The following is a 12,717-nucleotide window of genomic DNA, read 5'->3' as shown; positions in this document are numbered from 1 at the left end:
TCTCCGGGAGGCACGCCGGAGCGGGCCTCCACGACCATGAGCCCGGAGGCCCGCGCTTTGCGGCGAAGCGGTCGCTCGCCGCCAGGTTTCCCCGGGGCACCCCATGCGAGCGCGGGGGTTGCCGGCCGACCAGCCGGGGCTTGGCGTCGGCTCTCATTACCTACTTAGACTGTAGGAAATAAGGGTTTTGCCGTCAACAGGCTTTTTATGAGTATTGCCTACCTGATATACATGAAATCCTTCAGGAGGTGGACCATGGCCCTGTCCCTTCGCCGCGCGGCCCCCGTACTCGCGGACGGCTTCGAAGCCCTCGCCGCCGCCCGCGCCCTCACGGCCACCTTCAACGACGCCACGCTCCAGGCCAGCGGCCTGCTCGCGATCAGGGTTCCCCGCTCATCCGGCGGGGCCGACGTGAGCGCACGCATCCTGACAAAGGTCCTGCTCACCCTCGCGACAGCCGACCCCGCCCTGGCCCAGCGCTACCGCGCCCACACCCTCACCGTCGAATCCCTCCGCGCCTGCGACGGCCCCTTCGACGACGTCCTGTCCGGACGATGGCCCACCGATCACCCACCCACGCGCCCGGGCCCCCTCGCCCCGCTCCTCAACGCCGCGATCGACCTGGGCATCGCCAAACGCATCCTGACCGAGGCCACCCGAACCTGGTCCGAACTCGCTCCCTGGCTTCCCGCGCCCGTCCCCGAACGGCTCACCGAACTCACCACCGCCCTCCGCACCGCCGAAGCCCTCCTCGACACGGCCGCCTCCACGATCGACAACGGCCGACCGGTCACGGCCATCTCCACGGCGATATCCCAGGCCCATACCGCCATAACGAACACCACGATCAAGTTAGGGCTGCCGTCCTGATCATGGCCGGGGGGTGGTGGCCGGTCCCGGTAGGCTTGGCCGTACATCGTGGGACGGTTCCTGGAAGGACTATTCGATCGTGGCTGAGCGTAACGAGGTCGACTGGGTTTCTCGCTTCGCGGACGAGGTCATCGCGGAAGCGGAGCGCCGGGGTGCCGGCAAACCCATCGTCTGCGCCTCGGGTCTCAGCCCGTCGGGGCCGATCCACCTGGGGAACCTGCGTGAGGTGATGACGCCGCATCTGGTGGCCGATGAGATCCGCAGGCGGGGGTATGAGTGCGTGCATCTGCTGTCGTGGGATGACTACGACCGGTTCCGCAAGGTTCCCGCCGGTGTCGACCCGTCCTGGGCGGAGCACATCGGCAAGCCGCTGACCACCGTCCCGGCGCCGACCGGCAGTCCGTACGCGACCTGGGCCGAGCACTTCAAGGCCCCGATGGTGGCGGCGCTGAAGGAGCTGGGCATCGAGGTGCACGGCATCAGCCAGACCGAGCGTTACACCTCCGGCGCCTACCGGGACCAGATCCTGCTGGCGATGCGGGAGCGCGGGCGCATCGACGCCGTCCTGGGCCGCTACCGGACCAAGGCCAAGCCCGGCGCGGTCGTGCCGCAGGGCGCGGACGAGGCGAGCCAGGAGGCGGCGCTGGCCGCGGCCGAGGGCTCCGGCGCTGCCACCGAGGACGACGGCGCCACCGCGGCGGGATATTTCCCCTACAAGCCGTACTGCTCGTTCTGCGACAAGGACACGACCACGGTGACCTCCTACGACGAGGAGACCACCGAGATGTCCTATGTCTGCGCCAATGGGCACGCCGAGACCGTGCGGCTGTCGGAGCACAACCGGGGCAAGCTGGTGTGGAAGGTCGACTGGCCGATGCGCTGGGCGTATGAGGGCGTGGTCTTCGAGCCGTCCGGCGTCGACCACAGCTCGCCCGGCTCCTCGTTCGTGGTCGGCGGCCAGCTCGTCCGCGAGGTGTTCGGCCAGGACCCGCCCATCGGCCCGATGTACGCCTTCGTCGGCATCAGCGGCATGGCCAAGATGAGCAGCTCCAGAGGCGCGGTGCCGACCCCGGCCGACGCGCTGGAGATCATGGAGGCGCCGGTCCTGCGCTGGCTCTACGCGCGCCGCCGCCCCAACCAGTCCTTCAAGATCGCCTTCGACCAGGAGATCTACCGGCTCTACGACGAGTGGGACACCCTCGGCCGCAAGATCGAGGACGGCTCGGCGCCCCCCGCCGACGTGGCCCCCTTCGGCCGCGCCGCCCGCACGGCCACGGGCGAGCTGCCGCGCACGCCCCGGCCGGTGCCGTACCGGACGCTCGCCTCGATCGTCGACGTGACCACCGGGCACGAGGAGCAGATCCTGCGCATCCTGCGCGACCTCGACCCTGCCGACCCGGTCTCCTCGCTGGCGGAGGTCCGGCCGCGGCTGGACCGCGCGCAGGCGTGGGTGGAGACGAAGATGGACGCCGACCAGCGCACCCAGGTGCGCGAGGAGCCCGACACGGCGCTGCTGGCCGGGCTCGGCGACACCGAGCGGAACATGCTGCGCCTGCTGCTGGAGGGCCTGGACGCGCACTGGTCCCTGGAGGGCCTCACCAACCTGGTGTACGGCGTGCCCAAGCTCCAGCAGGGACTCACCCTGGACGCGCCTCCCACGCCGGAGATCAAGGTGGCCCAGCGGGCGTTCTTCGCGCTCCTCTACCACCTGCTGGTCGGCCGCGACACCGGCCCCCGGCTGCCGACGCTGCTCCTGGCGGTGGGCGCCGCCCGCATCCGCAAGCTGCTCAGCGCCTGAGCACATGAAGAGGCCCGCCCCCCGGTAGGGGAGCGGGCCTCTCGGGGGTTAGTGGCCCACGGCGCGCAGGGCGTTGACGATGCCCTGACCGTAGAAGCCGTTGTTGCTCTTCCCACCCTCACAGGTGTGCGTCGCGGTCACGGTGGCGCCGCTCGGCAGGTGGCGGGTGTAGGTGTAGGTGCCGCCGGCCGGGCACCGGGTGTCGGTGGCGGTGGCCTTGAGCACGCGCTCCACGTCGTCCGGGTCCATGCCGAAGCCGCCCCGGCCGTTGCGGCCGTACTTGCTGACGATCAGGGCCGCCACGCCGACCGCGCGGGGCGAGGCCATCGAGGTGCCCTGCAGGTACTGGTAGTACGCGCAGACGCTGCCCCGGCAGTCCTTCACCACATACTCGACCGTCGGGTCGCCGTTCTCGTCGATCTCCCCGTTGGCGCGGGCCAGCGATTCGGGGTACGCCGAGAGCGTCGCCTTGGTGATGTCCCGGGTGTTGCCCGGCGTGTCGTACACGTCGCCACCGGGCGCGGCCACGGCGATGTACCCGTTGCCGTGGTCGGAGTAGTACGACTTGCGGGTGCTGATACCGGTGGAGGAGACCGGCACCACGTGGTCGCCCTCGCTCGGCATCGAGATGCAGCTCGTCGGGATCGTCCTGCTGCGCGGCGCCTCGCCCGGCGTGGAGGCGAAGTCCGGCGAGGAGGCGTCGACCAGCGTCTTGGTGTAGTCGCTGGCGCCGTTCCCGGCCGCCGCGATCAGGGTCACGCCCTTGCGGTGCGCGTAGTTGAGCGCCCGCTGGGTGGCCTTGATGATGGTGGCCTGCTCCAGCTGGTCGGCCGGCGAGTCGGCCGCGTTGTCGACGCAGTTGAACAGCCACGGGTCGATGTAGTAGCTCATGTTGACCACGTCGATGCCGATGTCACCGGCGTAGGTGAGCGCGTCCACCGAGGGCTGCAGGAAGAAGTAGCCCGAGTCCTGACCGGCCCGGATGTTGACGATCGTGACGTTGGGGGCCACGCCCGCCACGCCCAGCTTGTTCAGCGGCGAGGCGATCGAGGAGGCGACGTGCGTGCCGTGCCCGTCCTCGTCCACGTTCGCCGGGTCGTTGCAGGAGGCGTCGGGCTCTTCGGCGCACGGCCCGTCGATCCGGTCGCCGTTGGCGTCGGTCGGGATGTCGACGGTGAAGTTGCGGCTGAGCGCGTTGCTGAAGTTGGGGGCGATGTCGGGGTGCGTGCCGTCGACGCCGGTGTCGAGGATGCCGACGAGCACGCGCTTGTCGCCCTGCTCGTACTTGTGCGCCTCGTTGGCCTTCATCTGGTCGAGGTCCCACTGCAGGTCGTCCAGCGGCTCGGCGGACGGCTTGCGGTTCCACTTGGGGAACTTGCCGTTGCCCCGGCCTTCCTTCTCGACGGCCTTGGCCTCGATGGCCTTGCGGACGTCGGCCTTGACTCGGGCGGTTTCCGGGGCCGCGCCGATGACGCGGTTACCGGCGACGCCGTCGATGGCCGCGTTGTTCTTGATCGCGTCGACGAAGCCGGCGTTGGTGGTGCTGACCGTGGCCAGCCCGACCGCGGTGTTGACCTTCACAATGGTGCCGCCGGCCGCCTGGATCGCCTTTTGGGCATCGGCCGCGCTGGCTCCCTCCTTGTAAAGGACCACATACTCCTTGCTGGTCGCGGGCTCGGCTGACGAGGGTGCCGCCTGAGCCGGCGCCGTCAGAGCCGCCGCGCCTAACGCGACGACGGCGGTGAGGGCGAGAAGACGTTTCAACTGCCACCTCCCTGTGGGCAGGAGAACATAAACAAACAGATCGGTACGGATCTGCCGCGCAGCACATATTTCGGCATTGACACCCCGCGTCAAAGACCGCCAGAAAGTTGAGGCCAAGGTGTGACATGAACGCGACGGTGAGCTCAGCCGCCCGAGCGGATGAAGGCGAGGACGGCGAGGACCCGGCGATGCGAGCTCGGGTCGTCGAGCAGGCCCAGCTTGCCGAAGATCTGCGCCACGTGCGCCTCCACGGTGCGTTCCGTGATGGTGAGGCGGGCGGCGATGGCCTTGTTCGACAGGCCTTCCGCGAGCAGGGCGAGCACCTCGCGCTCGCGGGCGGTCAGGGCCGCGAGGGGGTCCTTCGCGCGCTGCCTGCCCAGGAGCCGGGAGACGATCGTGGGGTCGATGACCGTTTCGCCGTCGGCGAGGCGGCGGAGCGCGTCGACCAGGATGGCCTGGTCGAAGACGCGTTCCTTGAGGAGGTAGCCGACGCGTTCCGGGTGGTCGCGCAGGAGGCGCATCGCGTAGGCGGGCTCGACGTACTGCGAGAGCACGAGCACGCCGACGCGCGGATGGTCGGCCCTGATGCGTTCGGCGGCGACCAGCCCCTCGTCGGTGTGGGTCGGGGGCATCCGGATGTCGACCACGACCAGGTCGGGTTCCTCCGCGCGCACGGCCGCCAGGAGCGTGCCGGCGTCGTCCACCTCCGCGGCCACGGTATAACCGGACTGCTTGAGGAGGTACGCCACGCCGGCCCGGGTCAGCAGCGAGTCATCCGCCACCACCACGCGCATGAGATCTCCGCTCACATGGGGGCTCACATCGTAGCCCCGGCGAGGGGAATCTCCACGCGGATGTGATCGGCGGTCGCCGTCACCCGGCCGCTGAGGGCGCCCGCGCGGTCGCCGAGGTGGCCGGGCAGGCGGGGGACGGCTCCCGTCGCCTCCAGGGTGAGCACGTCTTCCCGGGCTTCCACGCGCAGGTTCAGCGGTCCCGTGGCCGCTTTCGCCAAGTGGTCCGCGATCAGGTAGACGGCCCGCTCGACGGCGGGCGGGAAGCGTACGCCGGGGAGTTCGGAGATCTCGACCGGGAACGGCGCCCGGTCGGCGAGCGACCACAACGCGCCCTCGATTCCGGTCTCCTCGAGGATGACGGGGAAGATGCCGTGGGCCAGCTCCCGGAGTTCCCCCAGCGCCTGGAGCACCGTGTCGACCGCGGGATCCCCGGCGAGCCTGAGCTCGAAGGCCACCGCGAGCAGGCGCTGTTGCGCGCCGTCGTGCAGGTCGCGTTCGAGTCTGCGGCGCGCGTCGTCGCCCGCCGCCACGACGCGGGTCCGGGAGGCACGCAGGTCCGCGATCTGGGCCAGCACCTCCGCGCGCAGCCGCTCGTTGTCGATGGCGAGCCGGGCCGCCGGGCCGATGCGCTCGGTGAGTTCCCGGCTGCCGGGGTCGTGCGCGATCAGCGCCACGGGCTGGCCCTCCCTGACGATGGAGGTCACCGCCTGCCCCTGCTCCGGTTCGGCGGGGACTTCGGCGCCCCGGCTGTCCACGTAGCGTCCGTAACTGGGCAGCCAGTAGGCGACGGTCAGGGACGGATCGCCGGTCACCCGGCCGAGGGCCGCCTGTAGGGACGCGGAGCCGAGGTCGTCGGCCAGGCGTCCCACCGCGGCCCGCCTGAGCCATCCCGCGACGGTCGTCCAGATGACGGCCGCGGCGAGGCAGCAGAGCGCGGCGGCTTGGGCGAAGAAGATCGCGAGGTAGAGGGGGTTGTCCGGGCGTTCGGCCGGGCCGAGGAGCAGCGCCGTGCCGTAGCAGGCGAACGTCGCCGTCGCCACAGCGCCGGGCGGCAGGGGGAGCCCGCGCACGCGGCGGGCGACGGGGGTCATCCGCCGGTGGTCCTGGATGGCGCGGGTGGTCGCCGCGACGCCGAACACCACCGCGAAGGCGGCCCAGGAGGTGCTCAGCCACTCGGCCGCCGCCTGGTTCGGGAACGCCGGGAGGATGTTGTCGCAGAGCCGCCAGCAATCGGGGTCGTAGAACGGGTCGTATACGAGCGTGCGGCCCACCGCCAGCAGTGCGGTGATCGTGTAGGCCGCGATCGGGGGCCGTCGCAGCGTCAGGTGGGCGGCGGCGGGGAGCAGGAAGGGAACCGCGACCATCGCGGCGCTCCTGGCCCAGGACGGGCCGCCGGCGATCCAGATCGGCGCCAGCCAGCACAACCCGCCGGCGTACGCGGCTCCTCGCCGGCTGACGGCACCGGCCGCGAACAGGAAGAGGGCCGTCATGACGGTCACCGCGACGGGATACCTGGTTTCCGGGTCCACGTCGGCGAGCACCGCGACCGTCGCGAAGCCGTACCCGACCGCGGTGAGCGGTACGGCCAAGGGGGTGACCCGCACGCGCCTATTCTCTCGCGGAGGTGGGGATCCGCCATTGCGGCTAGCACGTAGGCCGCGGCTCCCGGTGGCCGTGCTGGTCGCGATGGCATGGCGGGCGCCCCGGCTTAGCGTCGATGCTGACGTCAAGGGAGGGTGGTCATGAGACTGAGAAACGTCGTGGTCCTCGCCGCGACGGCCGCGCTCGTGGTGGCCTGCGCGAGCACGACGCAGGGTGGGAAGAGCGGCCCGGGGCCCGCCGTCACCACGCTGACGCTGGGGACCGACGACAAGCCGGGGCTGCCCGGGGCCGACGCCGTCGAGGAGTTCGCGCGGCTGGTCCAGGCGAAATCCGGCGGCACGGTGCGTGTTCGGCCGAAGTGGAACGCGGCCGGGCCGGTGACCCAGTGGGACCAGGCGGTGGCGCGGCTGGTCACCGGAGGAGATCTCGACATGGGGCTGATCCCGGCCCGCGCGTGGGACACCGAGGGCATCACCACCATGAGCGCGCTGCACGCGCCGTTCCTCGTCACGAGCGACTATCTGGTGGACCGGATCCTCGCCGACGACGCCTTGGCCGCGCAGATGCTCGGCGGTCTGACCAAAGCCGGTCTGACCGGTCTGGCCCTCCTTCCCGACGGGTTGCGGCACCCGTTCGGCGTGCACGGCCCGCTCACCTCGCCCGCGGACTTCGCCGGGAAGACGTTCCGCGCCCCGCATTCCGACACCGCCTACGCGCTCTTCCGGGCATTCGGCGCGGAACCCGCCGACCTGCCGGGCGACGCGATGGGACAGGCGATCGCCGCCAAGTCCCTGGCCGGGATGGAATCCTCCTACACCTGGGCGTCGTCCTGGCTGCCCGCGAGCGTGGCCGCCGCCAACGTGACGTTCTTCCCGAAGGTGAACACGCTCGTCATCCGGTCCTCGGTGCTGGACGGCCTGTCCGAACGGCAGCGCGCCGCCGTGACGGAAGCGGCGGCGTCGACCGCCGTCTGGGCCCGATCCCACCGCCCCTCGGAGATCGAGGCGGGCCGGGCGTTCTGCTCGTACGGCGGAGCGGTCGTCTACGCGGAGGACGGCGACATCGCCGCTCTGGAACGGGCCGCCCAGCCGGTCTACGCGACGTTGGAGAAGGACCCCCAGGTCAAGGGGATGATCGAGCGTATACGCGAGCTGAAGAAGAACGCCCTGGCGGCGCAAATCGCCATCCCCTGCGACGGCAGGAAGAGCACGGGGACGCTCGCGAAGAGCAGCGCGGCGGAGAAGTTTCCCGAAGGGGTCTACCGGGCGGAGATCCCGATGCGACGGTTCCTCGACTACAAGGTGCATCCCGCCTGGGCGCGCGACAACGCGGGCATTTCCACCCTGACCTTCAAAGCGGGCACCTGGCGCCACCACGTCGGCGGAAGTCCGGACAGCGCGGACTGCTACGGCCCTTACACGGCCACCGGCGGCAAGGTCGTGCTCTCCTTCCGCGAGGTCCTGTGCGGCACCGCGGGTGGCAACCTGTTCTCCGCCGGGTGGCGGCTCGACGGCGGCGAGCTCAGGTTCGTCGACGTGGAGGCAGGCCAGCCGGGGGAGGAGTCGCTCATGTACGTGGTGTTCGGCAGCGAACCGTGGAAGAAGATCGGCTGACGCGTTCAGCGCGGCTCGCCGCTGAGGGGGATCTCGGCGACGAGCCGCGTTCCGTTGCCCGGCGCGGAGTCGACGGAGAGGCGACCGCCGAACGTTTCGACGCGATCCGACAGTCCGCGCAGGCCGCTGCCCTGGGAGGGATCGGCTCCGCCGACGCCGTCGTCGTGCACTATGACGGAGAGTTTTGCGCCGTGCCGCGCGAGCGTGATGGAGACCGTCGACGCGTTGGCGTGCTTGGCGACGTTGGCCAGGGCTTCGGCGCACACGAAGTAGACGGCCGCCTCGATATCCGCCGGGAGTGGTTCCGGGGACGCGTTCAGCCGTACCGGCACTGGGGAACGCGCGGCGAGCGCGGCCAGGGCGGATGAGAGGCCGCCGCTGAGCTCGCGGGGATGCAGGCCGTGGGCGAGGTCGTCCAGCTCCTGGAGAGTACTGACCAGGTGCTCTGCGGCTCTGCCCGGTTTGAGGGTGTCGAGCAGGCCGGTGAGGCGCCGCACGGGACCCTCCTGCAGGCGCTCGGCGAGGTGGCGGCGCTCCTCGTCGGCGGCCACCATGAGCCGCCGACGGGAGGCCGCCAGCTCGGCGGCCTGCGCGCGCACCTCAGCCTGAAGCGCGTCGTTCACAGCGGTCAGCCTGGCGGCGGTGCCAACGGCCTCGATCATGGATGTGCCGGTGAGCACGGCCCGATCGTGCACGATGACGGCGAAGGGCTCGCCGTCATCGCCGATGAATGTCGTGGCCCGATCCCCGGCGGGGAGCGCGATCAGGACGCCGCGTTCGTCCAGATAGCCGCCGTCCCGCCAGAAGCCGACCCGCAGGCCCGGGTCGCCAAGGGTCTCCGCCAGCGCGGTACGCAAGGAACCCGGCCGGGCGAGCTCGATGACCTGGTCGGTGACCGCCTCGTGGCCGGGCCGTCGGAGCGTCCAAGCCAGGGTGATCGCGATGCCGCACAGGACGGCCTGGTAGCCGAGGGCCGCGGGGAAGGCGACCTCCCCGGCGGGGAAGACGAGGCGGCTTGCGGCGCCGCCGTACACGGCGAGGGCGAAGGCGATGGTCGCCCGCCGTGTGCCCCCGGCGACGAGCAGCGCGGAGACCAGCGCGACGGCGGCCAGGTCCGTGTTCCAGACGGGCTGGACGGCGGCGGCCACGTAGCCGGTCCCGACCGCCGCCCAGCCGACCCGGGTCGTGGGCCGCCAGCCCGGGAACATGAGCAGCAGGTGGATCAACGGCCCCCGGTGCCAGTACCACAAGGCTGGATCCAGATTCCCGGCGAACCAGGCGAATCCGGTCGCGATCAGCAGCGTGCCCGGGGCTTTGCGCGCGTACAGACCGGCGCCGACGAGCACGAGGCCGGTCAATAGGTCGGGAATCCACCGTCCGGGCTGCTCCCAGCCGTAGGCCACCCACTCCGACGCGAGACCCGCCACGATCGCCAGGACCAGGATCGGCGCCCGCACGCCGTCACCCGAGGAGACCGCTGAGCGCCGGACCAGACAGTTCGTGCTTGGGGAGGAAACGGGCTCCCCGCAGCCGGGGACCGTACGTCACGGCGTCCCGGCTCGACACGAACACGACCACCGGCGGATCCGCCAGCCCGGTGAGGCGCGCGGCCACCGTGAAACCATCCAGGTCGGGCAGCTGGATGTCGAGCAGGACCACGTCCGGGCGGAGCCGGTCGGCGGCGGCGACGGCCTCCGCGCCGGTCGCCGCGTCACCGGCGACGACGAAACCGCCCGCCTCGAGCAGCGCCCGAGCCGAGGAACGGAATCCGTCATGGTCGTCGACGATCAGCACACTCCGGGCCACGGATCGATGGTCGCACCCGTTCGCGGGTCCGGCATCAGTGCTGGCACGGAGATGGCGTTCACCAGGTCACCGGCAGGCGCTGGGCGCCGAAGATGAGGGCGTCGCGGTACTCGACCTCGGCCGGGTCGACAGCGAGGGCGAGGCCGGGCAGCCGGGTGAGGAGTTCGGTGAGGGCGATGCGCAGTTCGGCTCGCGCCAGCGGCTGGCCCAGGCACTGGTGCACGCCGAAACCGAAGGCCATGTGCTGGTGGGAGCCGCGGCTCAGGTCGAGGTCGCCGGGCTCGGCGAAGACGGCGGTGTCGTGGTTGGCGGCGGACACCAGCGCGATCACACCCTCCCCGGCCTTGACGACCTGGCCGCCGATCTCGGTGTCGGCCACGGCCGCCCGGGTGAGGCCGGTCCGCACGATGCTCAGGTAGCGCAGCAGCTCCTCCACCGCGTCGTCCATCGACTCGGGCTCGGCCCGGAGCCGCCGCATCTGCTCGGGATTCCGCAGGAGCGCCAGCGTGCTCAGGCCGATCATGTTCGAGGTGGTCTCGTGCCCGGCGACCAGGAGCAGCAGCGCCACCCCGGACAGCTCGTCCGCGGTCATCTCGCCGGTGGCCACCCGCTCGGCGGCCAGCCGGCTGATCAGGTCCGCGCCGCCGTCCCGCTGCCGCACCAGCTTGTCGAGGTAGTCGCGGATCTCGTCCCGCGCGGCCAGGGCCTCCTGCGGCGGGGTGGACCAGGCCAGCATGACGCGGCTGCGCTCCTGGAAGAACGTGTGGTCGCTGTACGGCACGCCGAGCAGATGGCAGATCACCATCGAGGGCACGGGCAGCGCGAACCACTCGACGAGGTCGGCGGGCGCCCCGTGCGCCCGCATGGCGTCCAGCGCGCCGACGACGGTCTCCCTGATCAGCGGTTCCAGCGTGCGAATATGCCTGATCATGAACTCCGGGACGAGCATGCGCCGGAGCCGGGCGTGGTCCAGCCCGTCCATGCGGATGAACATGCCCGGCGGCGGGCCGTCCGGCAGCTGCGGCAGGGCCCGGATCATCGGAAAGCCCGGTTTGGTGAAATCGCTGGAGAAGTCCGGGCTGCGGAGCACCTGGCGCACGTACTCGTGCCGGCTGACCAGCCAGGTGATCTGGCCGGTGGGCAGCTCCACCTGCCCGATCCCGTCGGGGAAGGAGACCGCGCGCGGCGTCAGGGGATCTCCGTGTCGCGGGCGGAAGGGAAACCGCAGCATGTTCGTCCCGGATGTGTCGATCATCGCGTCCTCCGTTGCGTGAACGTACGAGCTCACTCAGCCACGCTACCTGCCTTTCCGGCAAAAATGCCTATGTGGCAAGTATGCCTGAGATGTAGGTATATTTACTCGTGGAGGTGGTGATCCTGATGGCAGGCACGCAAGGGCTTCGCGAACGCAAGAAGGCCGCCACCCGGCAGGCCGTGCACGACGCGGCGATGCGGCTCACCATCGAGCGCGGCATCGACAACGTCACGATCGACGAGATCACCGAGGCGGCGGGCATCTCGCGCAGATCGTTCTCCAACTATTTCACCGGCAAGGAAGACGCCCTGCTCTACGCGGACGGCCAGCAGATGCGCGCCTTGCTCGCCGCCATCCACGACCGTCCCGCCGGCGAGTCCGCCTGGACGGCGATGCGCGCGGTCGTCGCCACCATGGCCGACCGGGACGAGCACACCGTCAGCGAATGGGCGATCCGCACCAGGCTTGCCCTCACCCATCCCGGCCTGCTGGCCGTCCAGCTGGGCAACCACGCCGCCCTGGAGCGCGACCTGGCCGCCGTCGTGGCCGAACGCGACGGGGTGGGCCCGGTCCGCGCCCACGTCCTGGCCACCGCCTTCCTCGCCTCCGTACGCATCGCCATGCGCCTGTGGGTCCAGGACGGGCAGCCCGGCCGCCCGGGCGAGGTCATCGAACGCGTACTGGACGAGATGGAGCGCCCCTTCGACGGGCATTAGGGACTTCTGCCCCTACCCTCGCGGTCGCGGCCCGGCTGAGCTGGAAGAAAGCGACACGGAGGTGAACGCCATGGGTATGATGATGCGCCGCGACCGGGGCCTCTTCCCGGAGATCTTCGACATGCTGGAATCGCCGCTCCTCAGCCTGCGCCCGATGGGCCAGTCGCTGCGGTTCGAGGACTTCGTCCGGGACGGCCAGTATGTGCTTCGGTGCGAACTCCCCGGCGTGGACCCGGCCAAGGACGTCGAGGTGACCGTCGCGGGCGGCATGCTGACCATTCACGCGGAGCGCCACCAGGAGGAGAAGGAAGGCGGCCGCAGCGAATTCCGCTACGGCAGCATGACCCGGTCGATCACCTTGCCCGCGGGGGCGAGGGAGGACGAGGTCACCGCCACCTACGACAAGGGCATTCTGGAGATCTGCGTCAACATGGCCGAGGCCAAGCAGGCCGGGACCCGGGTGCCGATCGCCATGCCGGAGCAGGGGAAGTAGCGCTGA

At 70.8% G+C, this 12,717-nt stretch carries 11 protein-coding genes and 1 riboswitch; of the genes, 5 read left to right on the top strand and 6 right to left on the bottom strand.

Going from position 1 to position 12,717, the window contains the following annotated elements; translation table 11 throughout:
- Nucleotides 1-47: 47 nt before the first annotated feature.
- Nucleotides 48-161: riboswitch (SAM riboswitch) on the bottom strand.
- Between the two features lie 94 nt (nt 162-255).
- Both Amac_RS11205 and lysS read left to right on the top strand, forming a co-directional pair.
- Nucleotides 256-870 carry an acyl-CoA dehydrogenase gene (locus Amac_RS11205; RefSeq protein WP_155354268.1) on the top strand — a complete coding sequence of 205 codons (615 nt, stop codon included), beginning with the start codon at nt 256-258 and terminating at the stop codon, nt 868-870.
- A gap of 79 nt (nt 871-949) precedes the next feature.
- Complete coding sequence (lysS, locus tag Amac_RS11200) at nt 950-2,668, top strand: lysine--tRNA ligase (protein WP_155354267.1); 1,719 nt, start codon at nt 950-952, stop codon at nt 2,666-2,668.
- 48 nt (nt 2,669-2,716) lie between these two features.
- On the opposite strand, the gene Amac_RS11195 is transcribed toward lysS, so the two are convergent.
- The 3 genes from Amac_RS11195 to Amac_RS11185 form a co-directional block, all read right to left on the bottom strand.
- Nucleotides 2,717-4,432, bottom strand: coding sequence for a S8 family serine peptidase (locus Amac_RS11195; protein WP_155354266.1), 1,716 nt, complete (start codon nt 4,430-4,432; stop codon nt 2,717-2,719).
- 143 nt (nt 4,433-4,575) lie between these two features.
- Nucleotides 4,576-5,226 carry a response regulator transcription factor gene (locus Amac_RS11190; RefSeq protein ID WP_155354265.1) on the bottom strand — a complete coding sequence of 217 codons (651 nt, stop codon included), beginning with the start codon at nt 5,224-5,226 and terminating at the stop codon, nt 4,576-4,578.
- Between the two features lie 23 nt (nt 5,227-5,249).
- On the bottom strand, nt 5,250-6,830 hold the full coding sequence (locus tag Amac_RS11185) for a sensor histidine kinase (protein WP_155354264.1): 1,581 nt from the start codon (nt 6,828-6,830) through the stop codon (nt 5,250-5,252).
- A 138-nt stretch (nt 6,831-6,968) separates the two neighbouring features.
- On the opposite strand from Amac_RS11185, the gene dctP reads away from it, so the two are divergent.
- Nucleotides 6,969-8,441, top strand: a complete 1,473-nt coding sequence (gene dctP / locus Amac_RS11180) for a TRAP transporter substrate-binding protein DctP (RefSeq protein ID WP_155354263.1) — start codon at nt 6,969-6,971, stop codon at nt 8,439-8,441.
- A 5-nt stretch (nt 8,442-8,446) separates the two neighbouring features.
- Here the strand turns inward: dctP and Amac_RS11175 are convergent, their stop codons facing one another.
- From Amac_RS11175 to Amac_RS11165, 3 genes are read right to left on the bottom strand one after another with little or no spacing between them, the layout of a single operon-like run.
- Nucleotides 8,447-9,898, bottom strand: a complete 1,452-nt coding sequence (locus tag Amac_RS11175; RefSeq protein WP_155354262.1) for a sensor histidine kinase — start codon at nt 9,896-9,898, stop codon at nt 8,447-8,449.
- A gap of 4 nt (nt 9,899-9,902) precedes the next feature.
- On the bottom strand, nt 9,903-10,247 hold the full coding sequence (locus Amac_RS11170; protein ID WP_155354261.1) for a response regulator: 345 nt from the start codon (nt 10,245-10,247) through the stop codon (nt 9,903-9,905).
- Between the two features lie 58 nt (nt 10,248-10,305).
- Nucleotides 10,306-11,502, bottom strand: coding sequence for a cytochrome P450 (locus Amac_RS11165; protein ID WP_218041009.1), 1,197 nt, complete (start codon nt 11,500-11,502; stop codon nt 10,306-10,308).
- Nucleotides 11,503-11,627: 125 nt separating this feature from the next.
- Between Amac_RS11165 and Amac_RS11160 the strand changes: the two genes are divergently transcribed.
- Entirely contained in the window at nt 11,628-12,218 is a 591-nt protein-coding gene (locus Amac_RS11160; protein ID WP_155354260.1) for a TetR/AcrR family transcriptional regulator, read from the top strand.
- A gap of 70 nt (nt 12,219-12,288) precedes the next feature.
- Nucleotides 12,289-12,711: an Hsp20/alpha crystallin family protein gene (locus tag Amac_RS11155; RefSeq protein WP_155354259.1), complete on the top strand. Its 423-nt coding sequence runs from the start codon at nt 12,289-12,291 to the stop codon at nt 12,709-12,711.
- Nucleotides 12,712-12,717 lie beyond the last annotated feature (6 nt).

It is taken from the genome of Acrocarpospora macrocephala, assembly GCF_009687865.1.
GTDB lineage: Bacteria > Actinomycetota > Actinomycetes > Streptosporangiales > Streptosporangiaceae > Acrocarpospora > Acrocarpospora macrocephala.
This window is presented reverse-complemented; position numbering and strand designations above follow the sequence as displayed.